Raw genomic sequence first — 21,057 nt, 5'->3', positions numbered from 1 at the left:
GCTCAACCCGGTTTGTATCGTTGTGTCGCAGCCCGCCCAACTGATACAAAGGGATACAAAAAAGCCGGGATTTGTACCGCGCCGGGGCTTATGATTGCGCCATGACTGAAGCACCACATATCTTGATTGTCGACGACCACCGCGAAATCCGTGATGCTGTCAGCCGCTATCTGGAAAAGAATGGGTTGCGCGCCAGTACCGCGCGCGACGCAACCGAGATGGACGCACGACTGGCGGCCGGTCGGATTGATCTTATCGTACTCGACATCATGATGCCGGGCGAAAACGGATTGTCGGTCTGTCGCCGCCTGTCCGCGGCCGGTGGCCCGCCGATCCTGATGCTGACAGCCCTCAGCGATGACACCGACCGTATCGTGGGTTTAGAGATCGGCGCCGATGACTACCTGCCCAAACCATTCAACCCACGTGAATTGCTGGCCCGGATCAAGGCGATCCTGCGGCGTTCCGAAACCACCGTCCCCCCGGCTGGCGATCTGAGCGGCAAACGGATCGCCTTTGGAAGCTGGGTTCTGGATGCCGACAGTCGCACCTTGATATCCGCCGAAGGGGCCGAAGAAAGTCTGACCACCGCCGATGTCCGGCTGCTGGCCGTATTCCTGCAGCGGCCCCGCAAACTCCTGTCGCGAGACGAACTGCTGGATTTGACCGCCGGCCGCAGCCCGCACTTGTTCGACCGTACGATCGACAACCAGGTCAGCCGCTTGCGTCGCAAGATCGAAGCTGACCCAACGCGGCCGAAGCTCATCACCACGATAAGAGGTGGCGGTTATTGCCTGTCGACCGACGTGAGCGAGCTTACGGGATGAAAGCCTTTGCCCAAAGTCTGCGCGGTCAGCTTATCCTTTTGATCATCGCCGCGCTGGCTGCCGCGCAACTGGTCAGCCTGTGGCTGTTCGTCGACGAACGCTCAATGGCAGTGCACATGGCCCTTGGCCTGGAAACCGCCGGACGCGCCGCAAACATCGCGCGGCTGATTGAAGAAGCTCCACCCGAGATGCACGACGCGATCCTGCGGGCGGCAAGTTCTCCACTGGTGCGTTTCAGCCTTACAGATACGCCCGCAGTCGATCACACCGGACATAGCGCTGGTGGGACGGTCGAAAACACAATCCGCAGAATTCTGCCAGGCTATGAAAACCGTCCCATCCGGGTAGAGTTGCATGAGTTCTCTCCCGATATGCTGCCGGTTGAAGGTGTTCCGTCTACAATGGCTGAAATGCACATGGCAATGATGCGTGATCACGTTTCCGCAATTGAAATGCAGCTGTCGATCGCTCTGACGACCGATCAATGGCTCAACGTGGATACCCGGTTCCATAACCCTCCTCTGCAATGGCCTTTGCAGTCCTTCGTCAGCTTCGGTTTCACTGCAACTTTAATTCTTGGAGCAGCCATTTGGTTTCTACTGACACGGCTGACCGGCCCGTTGCGCCGCCTGTCACTGGCTGCAGACCAGTTTGGTCGCGGTGAAGACGTCCAGGAACTGACGGTTTCTGGTCCGACCGAGGTGCGAGATTTGACGCAGGCGTTCAACCATATGCGTGATAGGCTGACTCGCTATGTTGCCGATCGGACCAGACTATTGGGGGCGCTGGGTCACGATTTGCGGTCGCCACTGACGGGATTGCGGGTTCGCGCCGAACTGGTGGAGGAAGAGGAGACCCGTGACCATCTGATCGAGACCATCGAGGAAATGCAGGAGATGGTGGACTCGTCCCTGTCATTTGCCAAGGGCGTGGCCACGCGCGAACCTTCCAGTACCGTCCCAATTGGTGAATTCGTAACCAAAACGACCGAAGACATTGTGCAAGCCGGTGACACGGTTGAAGTATCGGTCGCAGACAATCCGGCCGTCACGCTTCGGCCGATGCTGATGAAGCGAGCTCTGCGCAATATCATTGAAAACGCCTGCCGGTATGGTGCCCGGGCCAACGTCTCAGTCATGCAAGAGGGGAATGAGGCAAAAATATTGATCCAGGATCAGGGGCCCGGCATCCCCGAGCATATGCTCGATGCGGTATTCGACCCATTCGTGCGGCTTGAAACATCCCGCTCGCGAGAGACTGGCGGAACCGGCTTGGGGCTGTCGATCGCACGTACGATCATCCAGTCGCACGGTGGCACGATAGAATTGCTAAACGGGGAAACTGGCGGCTTGTGCGCTAAGGTGGTTCTGCCAGTTTTTGAGGGCCAAACGTAACTTGTGAACACAATCGGCATGCCCCGAAAGCTTATTGGAAGCGTACCGCTTTGGGCCAGTTTCAGGTGTGGGCTCAAACGCAGCGGCGGAGAACACTGAACTGGAAAGACTGACTTTCCCCCCAAGAGGTTTGGTGCAGGTGATGGCGATGCGCGACGAGTTCAAAGTGTTCCTCAAAAAGCACGGCGATATCGCTCGGACTATAGCGGGCGACAGGGAGACCACTGCAAGTCTCCGGCCCATCAAGTGCAAACGTAGCAATGATCACATGGCCGCCAATTTTTACCCCTTTCTTCACGCTTTCCAGATAGGCCGCGCGTTGCGATGTATCCACGAGAAAGTGAAAAACCGCCCTATCATGCCAGACGTCATATCTGCGATCGGGGACCCAAGAAGTTATATCTGCAGAAATCCAAGTGACTGTTTCAGCGGCGCGCCCCAACCTTTCCCGGGCCGTGTCCAACGCGACCTGCGATAGATCGAGAACTGTCACGTCATGGAGCCCCTTCGCAAGCAACGCTCCAGCAAGACGAGATGTACCTCCACCAATGTCGATGACGGATGAAGGCTTAGACACTCTGATCAACTCGATGAGTTCAAGCGATATCTCTGGATCATCCTCGTGCCAACTCAATTGGGTGTCAAACTTCTCGCCATAGACATCGTCCCAGTGCTCTCTTGTGTTAGCTGTCATGTCGTATCGTTTTCCCAAGTCGTCGCCCTGGAGATATCCTCATTTTGACCGCTCCGCGCTGCGTTTTCGACTGAAGCAAAAACCAACAAGGCAACGCCCCAGACAATTCGACGCTGGTCCGTTGAATGGCCGCGTGAAGTCATCTCGGCGACAATGTAGTACACACATTCCAATTGTGAAATGTTTTAGGTGGGATTTGCTTGTCGGTCAGATTTCCACTGGGCTGCGCAAGTAGCTCCAGAATTTTGCGCAGTTTAACTGCAGTGGCGCGGGCCGGAGATACCGAAGCGTTGGCAGTTTGTGTACTGCTTGCCTGGATTGCTCTGTTCAATCAGTATAGCCGGAAGATTTTCTGAGCTTTGGAGCTTCAATCAGTCAACGAATTGCTTAAAGCGCCTTTAACCGACAATGGACTGATAACTTATGAGCAGAGCCACAGATCGTTGAAATACGATTTGGTTCTTGAGTGGCTCCTACTCCATTTCTCTTAGTTCATAGAATTTCCTACAGTCGTTGAAACGGCGAACAATCACATCATTGGTGAATAGCTGCCGCATCAACAGACTCAGTTTTTCATGATCGCGCCGATCGCATACATACCATCATCGCTTTTGACCAACATCAGTGTGACTTCGTCACCTGCGCTGATCTCACCCATCATCTGGGCATTCTCAAGAAGCTGCAAATCCATCGTCATCGCGGGCCACCCGATCTCGGGGATCGGATCATGGCTGACGTTAGCGGTTTCGTCGCCAATTGAGTTCACCAAAGCCTTTGCGTGGACCGCACCTTCCATCTGTTCGGAAGACATGGGCATGTTGGAATGGTCCATGCCGTGGTTCGTTTGCGCGATGCCGGATGTTGTAGACACGGCCAATAGGGCCAAAATTGCAGTCAAAGTTTTCATCAGATGCTCCTGTTTCAAGGTTGTGGGTATTATTCTGCCGGAAGCGCAGGGGGCACTTCCTGGATCGTGTGGGAGATCTCTCGGTTCACGCGATTGAGCGCGAGCCGTTTCCAAATCACGAATATTGCGGGAATGACAAAAAGCGTAAGAAGGGTCGCTGTCACCATGCCCCCAATCATCGGCGCAGCGATCCGCTGCATGATTTCAGAGCCTGTACCGGTGCCGTACATGATGGGTATCAGTGCTGCAAAGATCGTGGCTACAGTCATTACCTTCGGCCGAACCCGAAGAACGGCTCCTTCGAACACCGCGTCTTCGATATCGTCACGTGTCAGCTTTCGCTGTTCCGATTGCGCCAGCCCTCGACGTTTCTCCCAAGCAAGATTGAGGTACAACAACATGACAATCGCTGTTTCCACGGCAACTCCCGCCAGCGCGATGAAGCCCACGAGCACAGCAATTGAGATATCGAAGTTAAGATACCATAAGAACCAAACCCCACCTGCCAATGCGACCGGGAGCGCCGCAAGAATTATCCCGACCTCAATCACCCGATTGAACGCCAAGAAAAGCATGAGCGTGATAATTAGCAGGGTTGCAGGAGCAACGATCGTCAACCTGTCCTGCATTCTCTCTATGTACTCATACTGCCCTGACCAAGTCAGCGAGTAACCTGGAGGCAGGTCGACCTTTTCTGTAACCACCTCTTGTGCTTCGGCCACATAGCCGCCCAGGTCGCGCCCCGCGATGTCGATGAACACGAACCCAGTTCGTCGAGCGTTCTCTGATCGTATCATTCCCGGCCCGTCAACTATTCGAATATCGGCGAGAGCGGACAGTGGCACATGAGCACCCGACGGCGTGACGACAGGAAGATTTTCGAGCCGTTCCGGGCTGTCTCGCCATGCCTGAGGGTACCGAAGGTTTATAGGAAACCTCTCCAGCCCCTCCACAGATTCCGACACTTGCATACCGCCAATTGCGGTCTGCACTACGTCCTGAACTTCTCGAACACTCATCATGTATCGGGAGGCGGCATCTCGTTTGACGTCGATTTCGATGAAACGCCCGCCAACAGGTCGCTCTGCGTAGGCGGAAGCCGTTCCATCAATATCAGCGACCGCACGCTCTACTTCGATCCCTATATCTGTAATGACCTCCAAGTCGGTGCCGGATATTTTGACACCGACAGGAGTACGGATACCTGTCGCAAGCATATCGATGCGGTTCTTGATAGGTTGGATCCAAACATTTGTAACGCCCGGAACCTGAACGATACGATCGAGCTCATTCCGGATTTTCTCCATTGTCATGCCGGGGCGCCATTCTTCTTCCGGCTTGAGTTGGATTGTGGTCTCCACCATCGTTAGAGGTGCTGGATCGGTTGCAGTCTCCGCACGCCCAACTTTACCGTGAACAGTTTCGACTTCTGGCACGGTCGCGATCAGGCGGTTGGTCTGCTGCAGTACCTCACGGGCTTTTCCCGTCGAGATCCCGGGGTAGAAGCTCGGCATGTAGAGAAAATCACCTTCGTTCAACTCGGGCATGAATTCAGAGCCAATTCTCTGGTACGGGTACCACATGGACGTCACCAGAACGCCGGCCAACAGTGTTGTTGCCCATGGCCAGGCAATTGCCGCGTCCAGAAATGGGCGGTACACGAACACAACCAAGCGATTTAGCGGATTTTTTCGCTCCGGTAGAATACGCCCCCTTACAAAGTAACCCATCAAGACCGGAACCAGCGTTATCGAAAGGATGGCGGCTGCAGCCATGGCGTAGGTTTTGGTATAAGCGAGTGGCGAGAAGAGCCTACCTTCCTGATTTTCCAGAACGAAAACAGGCAAAAAACTAACCGTGATAATCGCCAGAGAATAAAAAAGGGCTGGTCCCACCTCAGAAGCGCACTCTTGCACAATCCGCCATCGGTTCTCTGCTGTGAGCTTTTCTTTTTCCAACCGCCTGTGCATCGCCTCGATCATCACAATCGATGCGTCGACCATCGCACCAATAGCGATGGCTATGCCGCCGAGCGACATGATGTTTGCGTTTACTCCTTGCGCCTTCATCAGAATAAATGCGGCAAAGATTCCCAGAGGGAGCGACAGAAGAATTACGAGGGATGACCGCAGATGAAGTAGAAAAGCCGCGCACACAAGAACAACGACAATGAATTCCTGCGTCAGTTTCTTCTGGAGGTTATCGATAGCACGCTCGATCACACCAGATCGGTCGTAGGTCGTTATGATTTCGACCCCCTCCGGCAGGTTTGAGCGCAACTCTTCGATGCGCGCCTCCACCGCTTTGATCGTTGCCAACGCATTCCCACCCCATCGCAGAATGACTACTCCACCAACCGCGTCTCCTTGCCCGTCGAGTTCTCCGACACCGCGCCGCATTTCCGGCCCCAGACGGATTTCAGCGACGTCTCCAAGCGTCAGAGCGGCGCCACGGTCGTTGACCATCAACGGCGCGCTTGCAAGGTCTGACAATTCGTCAATGTAGCCCGAGGACCTGACCATGAATTCGGCTTCCCCCATCTCAATGACGCTGCCGCCCGTCTCGCGGTTGGCCGCCTGAATAGCCGTCCTCAATTGTGCAAGTGTTATGTCATAGGCACGTAGTTTGTTTGGGTCGACGACGACCTGGTACTGTTTGACCATTCCGCCGATGGTGGCGACTTCTGAGACGCCTTCCACGGCTTGTAATTCGTATTTCAGAAACCAATCCTGCAGAGTCCTGAGCTGAGCCAGATCATGATTTCCGGTTCTGTCAACCAGCGCATACTGATAAATCCACCCGACCCCAGTCGCATCAGGGCCAAGTTGTGGTGACACGCCCTCAGGTAAGCTGCCGGTAATCTGGCCCAAGTATTCGAGCACACGCGACCGAGCCCAGTAGAGGTCCGTCCCGTCCTCAAAGACAACATATACAAAGCTGTCTCCAAAGAACGAGAACCCGCGAACGTCTTTTGCACCGGGTACGGCCAATAGGGCTGTCGCAAGTGGATATGTGATTTGGTTTTCGACAACTTGAGGCGCTTGCCCGGGATATGGCGTGCGAACAATTACCTGGACATCCGACAGATCCGGGATTGCATCAACCGGCGTCTCACGAATGGCCCAAATACCCGCAACTCCTATCATGAATGCGAGGGCCAAGATGACGAACCTGTTGGCGAGCGAAGAACGAATGATGGCCGTGATCACTGCGTAACACTCCCATCAAGCGCGACCTCTAACAGCGTCATCGAAAAGTCGGGATTGCGGCGAAGGATCAAAGAAACATCAATCCCTACAGGCAAGTTAGAAACCTCAATCCCCTCCGCAACCGGGAAATCCATGGTCATGCCCGGCATGCCGATCTCAGTCATCGGACCGTGTGTTACGTTCGCGGTACGCGCGTTCGGGTCGATACTGTTAATCCGGCCAGAAACCTGAAGTGGCGGTGCAATAGGCGTTGCCGCAGCCAACACCATTGTCATGCCATCTGCACGCGCGAAAGTCAGAGTCATTTCAGAACCGACTTCGAGCATGCTTGTGTCCAATGTAGGTTCTAATGGGAAATCCATGGTCATTCCGGGCATGCCAATCTCAGTCATCGGCCCGTGAGTGATGGTTGCCGTTCCCGCCTCAGCATTAACGAGGTTGATCGTGCCGGTGACTACAATCGGTGGAGCAGAAGGCGTGTCGGTTTCTTCGGGTTCAACGGAATCCGTCGGCGGCGAGCCCTCTTCGCGAATTGCCACAATCGAGAACATCCCCCCTTCTCCCTCAGCCAGATCAAACTCAATTGGCATGTCGATTGGCACGGTAGTGAGATCTACTCCTACAACAGGCAAATCCATTGTCATGGCGGCCCAACCGAGCTCGGGGATCGGTCCGTGCTCAAGCGTCAATTTGCCGTCTGAAGTGACGGCGCGCGCGATTCCGGCACCAGTTCCGGCAATACCATCGTCTGGTGCAAGCTCCATCAGGCTCAGAAGCCCATCCGCACCCCGTGCGATCACGAAAGCGACTGCGTCGCCTGCACTCAAGCTGTCGAGCGAAACACCAGACCTCACCGGAAACTGCGAAGTCATTGCGGGCCAATCGAGGCTTTCGAGAACATCGTGACGAACAGTTGCCATACGATTTTGGGCATCGAGTGAAACCAGGGTGCCTGCCCCGCGTGCTGGTTCGGTATCCGTTGGTGCCATTCGGGTGAAACCGGCGCTCAAAGCACTTTCACTGTCGATTAGAAACTGTGCGGATGCGACAACTTCCTCACCAGGTTCAAGCCCTTGCAGAACTTCTGTTCGACCCCCCTCGCCGAAACTGTCTCGAAGACCTGTAGTCACCAGTCTCGGGCGAAAAGTACCATCGCCTGTTTTTAAGATGACGCGTTCCGCCGAACCGGTACGAATTAACGCCTCTGATGGAACAGTGAGAACATTTCGGCTTTCATCCGGTATAAGGCTAACACTGCCAAACATGCCCGGCCGCAGCACGCCGTCGGTGTTATCGAAACTAAGCCTTACGGGAAGAGTTCGGGTTTGCGGATCAAGCTCAGGGTAAACATAGTCGATGTCGCCTTCGAAGGTGCGACCGGGTAGGTGCTCGAACCTTGCTATCGCGCGCATATCTTCCGACAAACGTGCAATATCTCGTTCAAATACATCAACGATCAGCCATACTTCAGAAAGATCGGTTACCGAAAAAGCAAGCGTGCCTGGCTGCAGGTACATGCCATCGGCGGCATTCAGAGCTATGACGACACCGTTTTGAGGTGCCTCAATTTCCACATTTCGAACCAACTCACCGCCCGCCTCAATCTCAGCAACCTGACGAGCGGACATACCGTGGCTGATCAACTTATTGCGCGCCGCGTCCAAAATCCGCGGGTCACCAGCTTCGACTGCGCGTACAAGATCGCCGGTCGCAGCTGCGATCAGTGGTGAAAAGAGTTCAAATAAAACTTGCCCCTTCTCAACGCGATCACCGACCGCTCGAACTTTCAGTTGCTCAATCCAACCTTCAACACGCGTATGAACGTGATTGGTCAGGTGTTCGTCAAAGCCGACGAAACCCACCGTTTCGATGCGAGGTTCGATATCAGTCATGCGTGCAACCGCAGTTCGCACACCAATTGCGTTGATTTCCGCAGCGCTCAGGGTGACTTCTTCAGGGTCGCCGGTAGGTTCCTGCCCAGAATAAACCGGGATCAAGTCCATACCCATCGGCGATTTTCCAGGTCCAGGCTGCCGAAAATTCGGATCCATCGGTGCTACCCAATAAAGGACCTCTGGTTCGTTCGACTGGCCCTGATCAATTGGATTCAGGTACAGTCTTTCAAGAAAGACACCTCCACCCAGGCCAATCGCCAAGGCAAGTACTGATAGTGCCGCATATCTTCCACGCATAATAATCTCCTGACGGTCGCAGTGCATGCTCGAACCGAAACAACATGAAAACCCGCGCTGACGGGCCTGTGGATGTTAGGAGATTTGTGGAGGACGATCGGGCGTCAGAGGCGCTTGAGAGTTGTGGATGTCGGAATCCATGTTACGGTTTTTCTGGCCAAAAGCTTCAGCCAAAACCGCAAGTCCTACGTGGGTCGGATATTCGCCAACACAACAGATACCGGAATGACATTCTCCGCTGTGATTTACGTGGCTATCCGTGTGGATTTGGCCAGTCGTCGGATGCAAACCGCTATGGTCGTGTTTGAAGTCTGATGACTTTGCAGCCATTGAAACGCCGTGAGGCTCAGAGGTGCTACTGTTTTTGACGTCACTGCTCGCGACCACAACAGTGCCGACGAAGGTCATCGCCAAGCAGACGCATGTCAGAAACGTCATTCGCAACACTGAGAAAAACTTCCACTTCATCCCGTGCAGTTAGGACGAACGTAACGAGTGTTCAAGCCAGTCGGAGGAAAAAACAGGTGAGTTGGTGCGCTGTATCGAAATGAAGCGGATTCCCGCGAATACACGTAACAAACTGCCAAAATAGGAGGCAGTTCATACGATGAGCGCATCTAAGTTTGGCCGAGGTTCTTCAGGATCGGGCAGTCGGGACGGTGGTCTCCGGCACATTCATCGATTAAATGAGACAGTGTAGCATGCATGGCCTTCAGGTCCGCGATCTTGGCATCTATTTCTTTTAGGTTCTGTTTGGCGATATCCTTCACGTCCGCGCTTGCGCGTTCTTTGTCCTCGTACAACGCCAGTAGTGAACGGCAATCCTCAATGGTAAAGCCCAATGAGCGGGCCCGCCCGATGAAGGCCAGTTTGTGCAGTTCCTTTTCGTCGAAATGTCGATACCCGTTCAGACTGCGCCTGGGTTTGATGAATCCGATATCCTCGTAATAACGGATGGTTTTGGCAGGCAGACCCGAACGTTCTGCTACATCTCCGATATTCACAGCGGTTCTCCTATTCTATTCAGCAGGCGCTGATCGCAGCGCCTGCTCTTCATTCTGCGAGATCTGTTCTCGCCCAACTTTGATCGGCTTAACCCAGCGCAACCGCAGCGCGTTGGTCAGGACAAATACACTGGACAGCGCCATGGCACCTGCAGCCAAAACCGGCGACAGCAACGGGCCGCCAAACGGATAGAGCACCCCCGCTGCAACCGGTATGAGCAGCGTGTTGTAGCTGAAAGCCCAGAACAGGTTTTGGCGGATGTTACGCATGGTGCGCTGACTAATATCGAAGGCGTTGACCACGCCTGTCAGGTCGCCTGACATCAGAACGACGTCAGCCGCCTCGATGGCGATGTCAGTGCCTGTCCCGATCGCAATTCCTACGTCAGCCGCCGCCAGAGCGGGGGCATCATTGATGCCATCACCCACAAAGGCCAGTTTTCCGCCATTTGAGCGCAGATCTTGCAACGCGGATACTTTACCCTCTGGCAGAACCTCGGCCACGACATGATCGATGCCAAGCTGCGCCGCGATGGATTTGGCTGTAGCGGTATTGTCGCCGGTAATCATCGCTACTTTCAGCCCCAGTCCGTGCAAAGCTTCAATTGCGTCTGGCGTGGTGGTCTTGATTGGGTCCGCCACGGCGATGACGGCTGCGATAACTCCGTCTACGGAGGCATAAAGTGGAGTCTTTCCGTTGATTGCGAGTTCAGCGCCCCGATCAGACAACGCGCCCATTTCAACCCCTTCGCGACTCATCAGGCGGTCGGCCCCGATCAGGATTGTATGGCCTTCGACTGAGGCGCTTACCCCGTAACCGGTGATCGACGTGAAGTCTTCTGGCTTCGAAAGCTCCAGACCACGGGTTTCAGCCGCGCGCACGATGGCCGTGGCGATCGGATGTTCGGATGTGACCTCAACGGCAGCAACAAGGCGCAGAACCTCATCCTCGGCCAATCCTTCGGCCACAATCAGGTCGGTCAGCTCCGGACGCCCTTCGGTCAAGGTCCCCGTCTTGTCCACCGCAACAACGGTGGTTTCCTGCAGCATTTGCAAGGCGTCGCCCTTTCGAAACAGGACACCCATCTCGGCCGCGCGGCCGGTGCCGACCATGATTGAGGTGGGTGTGGCCAACCCCATGGCGCAGGGGCAAGCAATGATCAGTACCGCAACCCCGGCTACCAACGCCAAGCTGAGCGCAGGATCGGGTCCGAACAACATCCAAACCAGCACAGTCATTACGGCCACAGCGATCACTACCGGCACGAACCACAGCGTGATGCGGTCAACCAAGCCTTGAATCGGAAGCTTGGCACCCTGTGCTTGTTCGACCATTTGAATGATCTGGGCCAACATAGTGTCTGCGCCGATCTTTTCAGCCCGGTACGTCAATGCGCCCGCGCCATTAACTGTTCCGCCGACCACAGTTGCGCCCTCGGTCTTTTCGGCAGGAACCGGCTCGCCGGTGATCATGCTTTCATCGACATATGACGCGCCGGTCACTACGGCACCATCCACCGCGATTTTTTCGCCCGGTCGAACGTGCACAATATCCCCTACAACGATCTGCTCGATCGGTAGCTCGACAACCGATCCGTCGCGCTCAACGCGCGCTGTTTTTGCCTGCAGACCGACCAGTTTTCGGATCGCTTCACCAGTTCGCCCCTTGGCGCGCGCCTCGAGGAACCTCCCCAGCAATATGAGAACCACGATCACCGCTGCGGCCTCGTAGTAGACGTTTGCGGTTCCGGCGGGAAGAACACCCGGCGCAAAGGTGGAAACAAGCGAGAACCCATAAGCCGCCGAAGTGCCCAGAGCCACCAGAGAATTCATGTCCGGCGCGCCTTTGAACAAGGAAGGGAATCCCTTAGTATAGAACTGCAAACCTGGCCCAAAAAGAACGATCGTGGTTAGAAGGAATTGCAGGTAATAGCTGTTCTGGATGCCGATCGTGCTCGCTATCAGGTGGTGCATGCCCGGAATAACATGCGAGCCCATTTCAAGGATAAAGACCGGCAAAGCGAGCAAGGCGGCAAAGCTTGTTCGCCGGGCCAATTGGCGAATCTCTTTGGCTTTGCGGTCTTGTGGTTCGGTCTGCGTCGCGGATCGCAGGCTCGCCGGATAGCCAGCAGATGCCGCAAGCGCCGCGATGGCTTCGGGTGTTGTGACTCCCTCAGCATAACGTACAGTTGCACTTTCGGTGGCCAGATTGACCGACGCGGACAAGACGCCATCATCTGCTTGCAATGCCCGTTCAACGCGCCCCACGCACGATGCGCAGGACATGTTCTGAATATCCAGCGTTACCTCTTCCGTCCGTGCCAGATATCCGGCGCTGTTTAACGCATCAGCAATGGCCGCTTTATCGGCTGGATCGCGGAAATCGACCTGAACGCTTTCGCTGGCGAGATTAACCGAAGCGGCATCTACCCCTGGCACATCTTTCAACGCGCGCTCAACCCGCCCTACGCAGGACGCACAGCTCATACCCTGAACTTGAAACCTTGCATGTGAAATTTCAGTCATATTGTCACCACCAATGTTCTGCTGACGGGAAACATAAGGGTTCCAGCAAGTGGAAGGTCAAGGGATGGGGCTGACTTTCTTTGCCACTAATTTTGACGATCCAATAATCACGACTTGACCTTCCTGTGCTGGAATACTTTAGCCGGGACGACGGAACACAGGAGCAAACATCCATGACGACCCTAAATATCCCGGATATGAGCTGCGGGCACTGCAAGTCAGCTATCGAAAAAGCCGTTGCCACGGTGGATTCCTCCGCACAGTTGGACTTTGACATGGAAAACCGCAGGGTACGTGTCTTAAGCACCAATTCACTTGATCATATCCTTGCAGCGCTGAAGTCCGAGGGATACGAAGCCACGATCGCATGATAAACTTAGGAGCGCACATGCTGTCGCCCCCTTGGTTCTATCTTGCGTCTCTGACTGCCACGATTAACCGGGTCATTTCATCTTCGGTGATCAGACCCGGGGCAAGCGCATCTCCAATCACAAACGAAGGAGTGCCACTGAAGCCAAGCTGTCGGGCCAATTCCATGGAAATCTGAATATGCGCGTCGACTTCCGGCGCTTCCATATCTGCGCGCAATTGATCCTCGTCCAGGCCAAGTTCCCGAACAACTTTCAGTACACTGGCCTCAGTGGCACGACCGTTCAGAGCCATAAGCGCCCAATGAAATTCTTCGTATTTTCCCTGGTTTCGTGAGGCCAGCGCAGCGCGTGCCGCGAAGTCGGAACCTTCTCCAAGTATGGGCCATTCTCGATAAACAATTCGCACATCGGAATCGCCCGCGATTACGTTCTTCACGACCGGGGCAGCGCGTTTGCAATATGGGCAGTTATAGTCGAAAAACTCGACCACGGTTACATCGCCTTCCGGGTTTCCGATTACAGGCGCATTCGGATCCTGTTCCAGCAATTCACGCTGATTTTCCAAGACGCTTCCAATTGCTTCGGCTTTTGCCTGATCCTCGCGCTGTTGAAGCAATTGAATCGCCTGCATGATGATCTCAGGGTTTTCCAAAATGGCTTCGAGAGCCAGCCGTTTTACATCGGAGTCAGACAGCTCGTCGGCGCGTGCCATAGGAATGCCAATCGACATGGCGATAGCGACTAAGCCTGCAAGTATTCGTTTCACATCAGTTTCCTTCCGTTTGTTCTGCTTCGGTGCGTTGCTCTTGCAGCTTGCGTTCCCGATCCGGCCAACTCTCCTTGATGAAGGCGAGGATGTCCCAGATATCCTGATCCGACAGAGTGTCCCCGAAGCCTGGCATGCCGCTTTTGACGTCAGCGACACCCATCTGTTTCAAAGTTTGGTCCCCGCCAAACTTTGTATAGTCGAACAACAGCTTGTCGCCGTGATGCCAGGTATGCCCGGTTCGGTCATGCGGGGGCGCCCGCAAGACGCCATCCGGATCAGGTGTTTGCCAATCCTGCTGACCCTCCAAATTTGCCCCGTGGCATGACGCGCAGTTTTCGGCGTACAAAACTGCACCACGTGCCGAATCCGCTGATGCACTGTTCTGCGCACGCCCACTCAGGCCCCAGCCAGCGACCGCGACAATGATCACTACAGCAGCCAGTGACACCCATTTCGCCGAACTCTTGTTCATCATGCCACGCTCAGCCAGGTCTTCATACCAGCGGCCTGATGCGACAGCATATGGCAATGAAACAGCCAATCCCCCGGGTTATCCGCAACGAACGCAATCTCCCGCTTTTCTATCCGGTCAACCAGGATTGTGTCCCGCAGCGGCCCTAGGTTGCCGTTTGGCAGAACTTCCTGAAAGTGCGTCCCGTGCAAGTGCATAGCGTGCGGAAAGACGGTGTCGTTCTGCATCTGAATCCGGACTATGTCGCCACGCGAAACGGCAGCAAGGGGGTTTTCAGGTAACCCGGCGACACCGTTGAATGTCCAGATCTGCCCTTCCTGAACCAATTCATTGGTGCTCATGACCTGGCCGTTAAAAGTGCCTTGACGCAGTCCGCCCATCGCCCCGCCTTCCATCACTAATGGGATTGTCAAAGCGTCAGAAACATCTTCGAGAAAGGAAACAGGGTTGGGTGGCAGGGCTTCTATTGCACCGCGGTTTGCGGATGCACCGCTTCCCGAAACCGGGATTTCAGCAATGACAAACGATTCATCGCGTTCGTGAAGAGTTATTTGAACGGCTTCGTTCGATTCCGCTGTGACATCAACAATTAAGTCTGCTCGCTGTGCAGGCCCAAAAACAAGGGTTTCAAAATCCTCTGGCTGCCTTACAGGCATGCCATCATAAGCGACCAGTTTCCCGTTTGCGCCACCTACTGAGACATACATGATCCGATCAGTTGCCACGTTGACCATTCGAAGTCGCAAACGCTGGTTTGTCAGAACTTCTGTCATGGGCGATATGTGTGCGTGAACGTAGTTTCCCATTCGGCCTGCATGCGTCCAGTCATGCATCGCGCCGAAATCATCGACGATTTGGGCGTCCTGACCCAACCTCCAGTCATCCAGCAGGATCGTAATGTCATGATCCGTGTCCGGCGGGTCCATTTCGTCGACGATGAACGCGCCGTAAAGGCCCCTGGCCACTTGTTCCGTTGACTGGTTATGAGAGTGGTACCAGAAGGTTCCTGCATCCTTCAGAGGCAAGTCATACTGAAACTCGCCGCTTGTTGGTACAGCCTCCTGTGTAAGACCCGGCACCCCATCCATGTTGTTTGGAACCCGCAGTCCATGCCAATGGATTGCCGTAGGCTGAGGCAGTGAGTTCAGGAGTGTCCGGCGAACCGTTTCGCCCTGCCGGGCACGAATTTCGGGGCCCGGAACACCGCCATCATATCCCCATATCTCGGTTTCAGGATAGCTGTCGGGGGCAACACGTGCCAATCCTGAACGCGCCTCGATTATTCGGGGGGCGGTAGCCGCCCTCCCGATAGTCGGCACTGCGATTAGTGCCGACGTGCCTGCAACGAATTGCCTGCGATTGAGCTTCATGAGGACTTCCCTCCAAAGAAAATTTGATCTCTCACTCGATTACCCCCCGTCGTGCACATCCAGCAGATAGGTCGCCATTGCCTTCCGGTCTTCGTCTGTCAGAAAGCTGGTGCCATAGTTTACGACCTCTCCCATGGCGCCGCCGAAGACATCGCCATCAGGCATGACGCCGGTGCGCAACGCGTAGGCCAAATCATCTACCGTCCAACCACGCTTTTGCAGGGTCTCAAAGTCGATGGCCGGTGCCTTGTCACCGCCCGGCAGAGAGTCACTTCCCTTGAAGTGTTCCGTGTCCGAATTTCTTGCGCCAGCCAGGTTCCTCCCGGTGTGGCAGGCCGCACAATGTGTGGCACCTTCGACCAGTAGCCGGCCCCGGTTCCACACTTCGTCATTGCCCGGCACGGGATCAGTGCGGGGTGGTTCCAGAAAAGCCGCGCGCCACAGCTTCAGGCCCCATCTCTGATTGAAGGGGAACGCCATTTCCTGTTCTTTTGACGGTTCCGCTACCGGTGGAACTGTTTGCCATGCGGCCCAGAGATCGGCGATGTCCTGATCCGTGAAATTGGCATAGAATGGATAAGGAAAGGCCGGGTAATAGGGTTGTCCGCCGGGTGATACGCCTTGACGCACCGCGCGGGCGAACTCCTCGATTGTCCAATCACCGATCCCGTGATCGGGATCTGTGGTCAGGTTCGGCGAAAAGAGCGTGCCGAACGGGGTATCCAACTCCACCCCACCGGCCAAGGCCGCGCCCCCTTTGGCAAAATCTGTGTGGCAAGCGATACAACCACTTGCCCTTGCCAGATACGCCCCGCGGTTAACGTCACCCTGAATGTCGAGAGCTTGTAAGGGCTGGCCAATCGGCCAAGCCATCACAGCAACAAGTCCCGCTGACGCCGCTACGGCGGCAGCAAGGCCCAATCGGAATATCGGTCTCATGACGCATTCCTATTCCGACCGAAATTGCGTGTGACACGCCGAGCATGTCTGGCTCAGCATCATGAACACACCATCTGCCGGCATTTCAGAAAGTTGTGCCTGGTTTGGACTGCCGCCCATCATTCCGGCACCCATCATAGAACCGCCACCCATCATGGATGCGCCGCCCATCATGCCCGAACCATGGCCCGACCCGGACATCATCAACCCGTTGTCCGCCGCAAGCACAAGGCCTTCAGAGTAGGATTCCAACTGCCTGGCTAACTCTGCAAATGAACCCCAATCCTGCCAGATCTCCGATTTGGCCTCCGAGGGTTTGCCATCAGATCCCTCTGGAAACAGCTTTGTCATGCTCTCGCCAGCGTGACGCCCGATTTTCTTGGCCTCGCTTCGTACCGTTTGCGCATTGTAGGGCGTTTTCCCCTGCATCATCGGCGTAAGGATCTTCATGCTGTCCTTCATCGCGGACATACCATCCATGCGTTCTTTGACGATGCCGGTTGCGCCACCATGCGCCAGGGCGGCGGCTGCAAACAGAGAAACCAGGGCAACGCCTGTGGTCATTTTCAGAATGTTCATTGTTTTGTCCTTGTCGTCTGCTTCGACGCGCCCAGGTTGAGCGCAATTCGACTGGTCAGATCAGGACACGCGGCGGTGGTGGGTCAAACGCCGCGATACCGAGAACCCGGTATTGGGCTCGAGGGATCGAGTATCTTTGTTCAGTATCTTGGGGGCCAGGCGGTGGTGGACCCATCGAAAATAGACCAACAGCGTTGCAAATCGTTCCGCCATGACAATGTCCGGGATGACCCTGCTTGACATGCTCAACGTCCGCGGAGTCCGTTTGGTCAATCACGTGCTGAGAACCACTGCCATGTGCATGAGCAGAATCGGCCGTCACAAGCAGCCCGCCAATGGTCAGCACCATTGACAGTATGATGTAACGAATTGCACTGCCCATTCGGCTCGTCACCTTCAGAAAATCCCGTTTTCCTGCTGCAGCTCTCTGATATACGCCACGATGCCCTTCACATCCGCACGGGTCAAGCCATCGACCGGCGGCATATTGCCGAACTTCCAATGGTGTGCCCGAACTCCATTCTGGACTGCCACATAAAATGACTCGTCCGAATGGTGGCTTGGTTCATAGATTTTATGCACCAAAGGTGGTGCAAGGCCTTCCAGACCTGTTGCATTCGCGCCATGGCACGCCGAGCATTTGGCGTCGAATGCCACTTTGCCGACGGCCGCAAATTCGCTTAGCTGGTCCGGCAGAGTGACGTTTTCGATTGGGTCTCCTTGCTCCAGTGCTGACGTATCGGGCGGCGTCATCGAGTGACCTGTTGGTTGCTGATTTAAGTTGTAGACGAACGCGGCGGCGCCTGCGATCACTACTCCGCCGATCAAGAGTGTAAGTTTATCCATCTCTGTTCTTCACATGATTGTCAGTTCTTAGGTTCAACGCGCGCAAAAAAAATCGGCCTGACCAAGGTCAGATCAGTTTTACCTGAGTGCCCACAGTGGCCAGTTCGAACAATTCCGCAATCTGCTCGTTGTACAAGCCAATGCAGCCGTTGGAGGATCTTCTCCCGATCTTGCGCGTGTCGTTGGTGCCGTGGATCCGGTAGTATTGCCAGCTCAAATAAAGTGCATGTGTCCCCAGAGGATTCTCCGGACCCGGGCCCACATAATCGGGCCAAGCGGGGTTGCGCTTTTTCATTGCTGGTGTCGGTCGCCAAGACGGCCCTTCGACCTTGCGAGTAACTGTGGTGTAGCCCAGCCTTGTAAGGTCTTCCGTCAGCGGTACGCTGGTTGGATACATTCGGTAGACGCTTTCGTCTTCCGACCAATATTGCAGGACCTTGGACTGTGTATCGGACAGGATCACACCATTCTTAAGCGTATCAAAGTGGTCCTGCCATTTAGCAACGCGGAATGAGGAAACATTGCGGCGCGTCCCCTCAGTTGCCGTTGATTGGGCCCAAACGGCCGGTGCTGGAAAAAGCGTCGTCGCAGCAAACGCGGCAATCACTCCACGTCGCGTAACAACCTTTCCTTCTTTGCTCCGTTTCATGCCTGCCATCCCAAAGTTTATTCTTTTTTTCCGACTCAAATAACTCGTATGCCCGGTTCCTGCGCTGGAAGGTCAACACGCAAATGACATTTCATATGGGATGTCTCGTCTGAATTGTCGTTGCCGTTGGCGCAGGGATATTTCCTTAGAAGGCGGACCCAAATCATCAAGTCATTGTGGAAAAGCAATTTTTCTTGGACGTAACTCCAGGCTGCTTTAAGCAAAACCTGACTTTCTTGAATCAACCGAACACAAAAAAGCAACGCTAACAATTGCTTAGTTCTTGGTGAATTGATGTGATCACCCGTCGATGCGAGGGTAGCAGGCACTACAAATGACAATCACAGTGGACTAAACACCATGTCCTTCAGGAAAGCTTTCCAAGCACTGGCCGCACTTTTGTTCATCGGCGCTTGTACCGAAACAACGTCAATATCTGCAGATAGCGAGCCCGGAACGCTTTCCCAAGTTCCTGACGCCGTAGCCCAGATTGCTGCTCCGGGCCAGGACCTGAACGCAGTGAAAATCATGCCTGAGGACGGTTGCTATTGGTATCGCTATGTTGGGCCAGTTGAAACAACCTACCTACCACTTAGGACTATTGAAGGGCGCCCAATCTGTACGCGCGCCTGACAAGCGCCTGTCAGCTGGTCGCGGTCAGAAGCCGCTCGGGAGGGTAGAGATGAGCCGTGGACCCTGGCCTGACACGATCATAAAGCCCGATGATATGTGGCATCGCCATCCTTACGCAGCCAGAACTTGCGCGACCTCCGATAGATCTTGGATAAGGCGTTCCGTGAATTCGCAGGTATGTGTCGCGACCACCTTCGAACAGATAAAACGCCCTTGATCCCAATGGGTTTGTCGGCCCACCGGGCACACCATCTGCGAATTGCGCATATTCATCAGGGTCGCGCTCAATCATTTCGGCTGTAGGAGTCCAACGCGGCCATTTGGCCTTTCGCTTGATCGTGTAGACTCCGGGCTCGTAAAGATTGCCTCGGGCAATGGCTACGCCGTAACGCATTGCTGTGCCACCGTCTTCGATGAAATACAGATATCGTGCCACCGCGTCGACATGAATGTCACCCGGAGTAAGTGGTCGATTGGTTTGCACACGCTGAGGCAGGAAACGTGGGTGTAAACCCCAGGGATTGGATGTTGCGGGATCAAAATTGGCTGGAGTTACTTGCGCATCCCACTCCGACCATTGCGAGGCCGCCGCCGACGTCACTCCAAAAACCGGCTGAGAGAAAATGGCGAGCGAGGCTGCAACAAAATGTCGTCTGGTCAGCATTGATAGCGCTCCTATTGGCTGGTTGGTGTCTGGAGTTAGTACCCAGGGGATTAGACAATCCGCGACGGGGGAAGATTTGTCCATTCAATTATTCGTTCGATATCGCTTCGACCCACCCGCGAGTTTTCAAGGCTTAAAGTGACCTAGGCAGCTTCGTGTTTAACCTGAAACTTCACCAGGCGTCGGGACGACAATGCCTGCTGTTCATACCCCTAAAAACTTCCCTGTTCCGGCCGTGTCTATGCACCAAGTAAGGCCCAAGCAAATGCTGGACTGGTTTGACAGCGTCAAATTCGCTTCGCGCCAAAACAGCTTGACCTTCCATCGTGGGAAGGCGTTAGCAGAGGTCTCCAATCCAAATTTTGGAGTTGAATGTGAAAGAAAAACAGACTGCAAACGCGCCGCAGGCGTCAGTACCGGTTAGCGGCGGCAAGATAATGAAATGGGGCATGATGGTATGTTGCATTGCCATGATAACGCCGATCGCTCTCTACTTGATCGCCGGCGGGACGGTTGGTGGGCTTTCTGACTCCTTGGGTCTTTTCGCACCGTTGATCCTGTGCCTCGGAGCCCATTTCTTTATGCACAAGGCGATGGAAAAATCCTGTCATTCGAACAAATCTGAATCGGAAAGACCAAAGGCAACAGACGCCGCGGTCGGACCGAACCCAGTACACCGGCAATAATCTTCAATCATGAAGCTTTGGTGCTCAAGGTTGGCCGCCATGTCGCTGGCCGCTCTTTCGCTGGCGGCTTGCGCACCACGCCCTAAACTATGCCCGCTGCAACCGCCGCAGCCTGAATACGCCCTGCCCCAAGGTTGCCGGGTTCAATGGGAGGGCGCGGATGGCGGGGCCTATTTCATCTGCGAAGACGGGCGCGAAGGTTTCGTGAGCTGATCGTGGGGATGTGACATTCCGGCTCGTTGACCCTCCAGCGCTGGAATCTGGCAGAGACGGGTGCAAAACAACCGATGGCAACGCGCAATGGCAAGAACACTCCTAAATTTATG

General features: G+C 54.9%; 21 protein-coding genes. 5 read left to right on the top strand and 16 right to left on the bottom strand.

The annotated features are described in order from the left end of the window. Positions 1 to 101: 101 nt before the first annotated feature. Complete coding sequence (locus tag ACR0J8_RS19305; RefSeq protein ID WP_170417925.1) at positions 102 to 827, top strand: response regulator; 726 nt, start codon at positions 102 to 104, stop codon at positions 825 to 827. Next, on the top strand, positions 824 to 2,221 hold the full coding sequence (locus ACR0J8_RS19300) for an ATP-binding protein (protein WP_480891696.1): 1,398 nt from the start codon (positions 824 to 826) through the stop codon (positions 2,219 to 2,221). The genes ACR0J8_RS19305 and ACR0J8_RS19300 overlap by 4 nt, the downstream gene beginning before the upstream one ends. Before the next feature lie 73 nt (positions 2,222 to 2,294). On the opposite strand, the gene ACR0J8_RS19295 is transcribed toward ACR0J8_RS19300, so the two are convergent. From ACR0J8_RS19295 to ACR0J8_RS19265, 7 genes are all read right to left on the bottom strand, one after another. After that, positions 2,295 to 2,915, bottom strand: coding sequence for a class I SAM-dependent methyltransferase (locus ACR0J8_RS19295; protein ID WP_170417923.1), 621 nt, complete (start codon positions 2,913 to 2,915; stop codon positions 2,295 to 2,297). Between the two features lie 565 nt (positions 2,916 to 3,480). Further along, positions 3,481 to 3,822, bottom strand: a complete 342-nt coding sequence (locus ACR0J8_RS19290; protein WP_170417920.1) for a copper-binding protein — start codon at positions 3,820 to 3,822, stop codon at positions 3,481 to 3,483. Positions 3,823 to 3,851: 29 nt separating this feature from the next. Further along, positions 3,852 to 7,031 carry an efflux RND transporter permease subunit gene (locus tag ACR0J8_RS19285; RefSeq protein WP_170417917.1) on the bottom strand — a complete coding sequence of 1,060 codons (3,180 nt, stop codon included), beginning with the start codon at positions 7,029 to 7,031 and terminating at the stop codon, positions 3,852 to 3,854. After that, positions 7,028 to 9,223, bottom strand: a complete 2,196-nt coding sequence (locus ACR0J8_RS19280) for an efflux RND transporter periplasmic adaptor subunit (RefSeq protein ID WP_170417912.1) — start codon at positions 9,221 to 9,223, stop codon at positions 7,028 to 7,030. Before ACR0J8_RS19280 ends, ACR0J8_RS19285 begins: the two co-directional genes overlap by 4 nt. A 75-nt stretch (positions 9,224 to 9,298) precedes the next feature. Further along, positions 9,299 to 9,691: a hypothetical protein gene (locus ACR0J8_RS19275; protein ID WP_170741025.1), complete on the bottom strand. Its 393-nt coding sequence runs from the start codon at positions 9,689 to 9,691 to the stop codon at positions 9,299 to 9,301. 149 nt (positions 9,692 to 9,840) lie between these two features. Then, complete coding sequence (cueR, locus tag ACR0J8_RS19270) at positions 9,841 to 10,227, bottom strand: Cu(I)-responsive transcriptional regulator (protein ID WP_152460772.1); 387 nt, start codon at positions 10,225 to 10,227, stop codon at positions 9,841 to 9,843. Between the two features lie 15 nt (positions 10,228 to 10,242). After that, a complete protein-coding gene (locus ACR0J8_RS19265; protein ID WP_170417908.1) occupies positions 10,243 to 12,753 on the bottom strand; it encodes a heavy metal translocating P-type ATPase in 2,511 nt (836 codons plus the stop codon). A 173-nt stretch (positions 12,754 to 12,926) separates the two neighbouring features. Between ACR0J8_RS19265 and ACR0J8_RS19260 the strand changes: the two genes are divergently transcribed. After that, positions 12,927 to 13,124, top strand: coding sequence for a heavy-metal-associated domain-containing protein (locus ACR0J8_RS19260; RefSeq protein WP_170417905.1), 198 nt, complete (start codon positions 12,927 to 12,929; stop codon positions 13,122 to 13,124). A 37-nt stretch (positions 13,125 to 13,161) separates the two neighbouring features. On the opposite strand, the gene ACR0J8_RS19255 is transcribed toward ACR0J8_RS19260, so the two are convergent. The 9 genes from ACR0J8_RS19255 to ACR0J8_RS19215 form a co-directional block, all read right to left on the bottom strand. After that, the gene (locus tag ACR0J8_RS19255; RefSeq protein ID WP_414478956.1) at positions 13,162 to 13,890 is read right to left on the bottom strand and encodes a DsbA family protein; all 729 of its coding nucleotides are present in this window, start codon (positions 13,888 to 13,890) and stop codon (positions 13,162 to 13,164) included. Position 13,891: 1 nt separating this feature from the next. Continuing rightward, complete coding sequence (locus ACR0J8_RS19250; RefSeq protein ID WP_170418019.1) at positions 13,892 to 14,365, bottom strand: c-type cytochrome; 474 nt, start codon at positions 14,363 to 14,365, stop codon at positions 13,892 to 13,894. Further along, positions 14,365 to 15,735: a multicopper oxidase family protein gene (locus tag ACR0J8_RS19245; RefSeq protein WP_170417903.1), complete on the bottom strand. Its 1,371-nt coding sequence runs from the start codon at positions 15,733 to 15,735 to the stop codon at positions 14,365 to 14,367. The genes ACR0J8_RS19250 and ACR0J8_RS19245 overlap by 1 nt, the downstream gene beginning before the upstream one ends. A 39-nt stretch (positions 15,736 to 15,774) precedes the next feature. Then, positions 15,775 to 16,674 carry a c-type cytochrome gene (locus ACR0J8_RS19240; protein WP_170417899.1) on the bottom strand — a complete coding sequence of 300 codons (900 nt, stop codon included), beginning with the start codon at positions 16,672 to 16,674 and terminating at the stop codon, positions 15,775 to 15,777. A 9-nt stretch (positions 16,675 to 16,683) separates the two neighbouring features. Continuing rightward, positions 16,684 to 17,253 carry a c-type cytochrome gene (locus ACR0J8_RS19235; protein ID WP_170417895.1) on the bottom strand — a complete coding sequence of 190 codons (570 nt, stop codon included), beginning with the start codon at positions 17,251 to 17,253 and terminating at the stop codon, positions 16,684 to 16,686. Between the two features lie 60 nt (positions 17,254 to 17,313). Further along, complete coding sequence (locus ACR0J8_RS19230) at positions 17,314 to 17,496, bottom strand: hypothetical protein (protein WP_157054267.1); 183 nt, start codon at positions 17,494 to 17,496, stop codon at positions 17,314 to 17,316. A 153-nt stretch (positions 17,497 to 17,649) separates the two neighbouring features. After that, positions 17,650 to 18,099, bottom strand: a complete 450-nt coding sequence (locus tag ACR0J8_RS19225; RefSeq protein WP_170417891.1) for a c-type cytochrome — start codon at positions 18,097 to 18,099, stop codon at positions 17,650 to 17,652. Positions 18,100 to 18,166: 67 nt separating this feature from the next. Next, the gene (locus ACR0J8_RS19220; protein WP_170417888.1) at positions 18,167 to 18,757 is read right to left on the bottom strand and encodes a L,D-transpeptidase; all 591 of its coding nucleotides are present in this window, start codon (positions 18,755 to 18,757) and stop codon (positions 18,167 to 18,169) included. 634 nt (positions 18,758 to 19,391) lie between these two features. Further along, positions 19,392 to 20,045, bottom strand: a complete 654-nt coding sequence (locus ACR0J8_RS19215; RefSeq protein WP_050605720.1) for a L,D-transpeptidase — start codon at positions 20,043 to 20,045, stop codon at positions 19,392 to 19,394. A 374-nt stretch (positions 20,046 to 20,419) separates the two neighbouring features. On the opposite strand from ACR0J8_RS19215, the gene ACR0J8_RS19210 reads away from it, so the two are divergent. Both ACR0J8_RS19210 and ACR0J8_RS19205 read left to right on the top strand, forming a co-directional pair. Beyond that, the gene (locus ACR0J8_RS19210) at positions 20,420 to 20,731 is read left to right on the top strand and encodes a DUF2933 domain-containing protein (RefSeq protein WP_255612174.1); all 312 of its coding nucleotides are present in this window, start codon (positions 20,420 to 20,422) and stop codon (positions 20,729 to 20,731) included. A 9-nt stretch (positions 20,732 to 20,740) separates the two neighbouring features. Further along, positions 20,741 to 20,944: a hypothetical protein gene (locus ACR0J8_RS19205; protein WP_170602093.1), complete on the top strand. Its 204-nt coding sequence runs from the start codon at positions 20,741 to 20,743 to the stop codon at positions 20,942 to 20,944. Positions 20,945 to 21,057 lie beyond the last annotated feature (113 nt).

It is taken from the genome of Ruegeria sp. N11 (genome assembly GCF_056531525.1).
The sequence above is the reverse complement of the archived record's forward strand: the minus strand, read 5'-3'. Positions and strand labels throughout refer to the sequence as shown.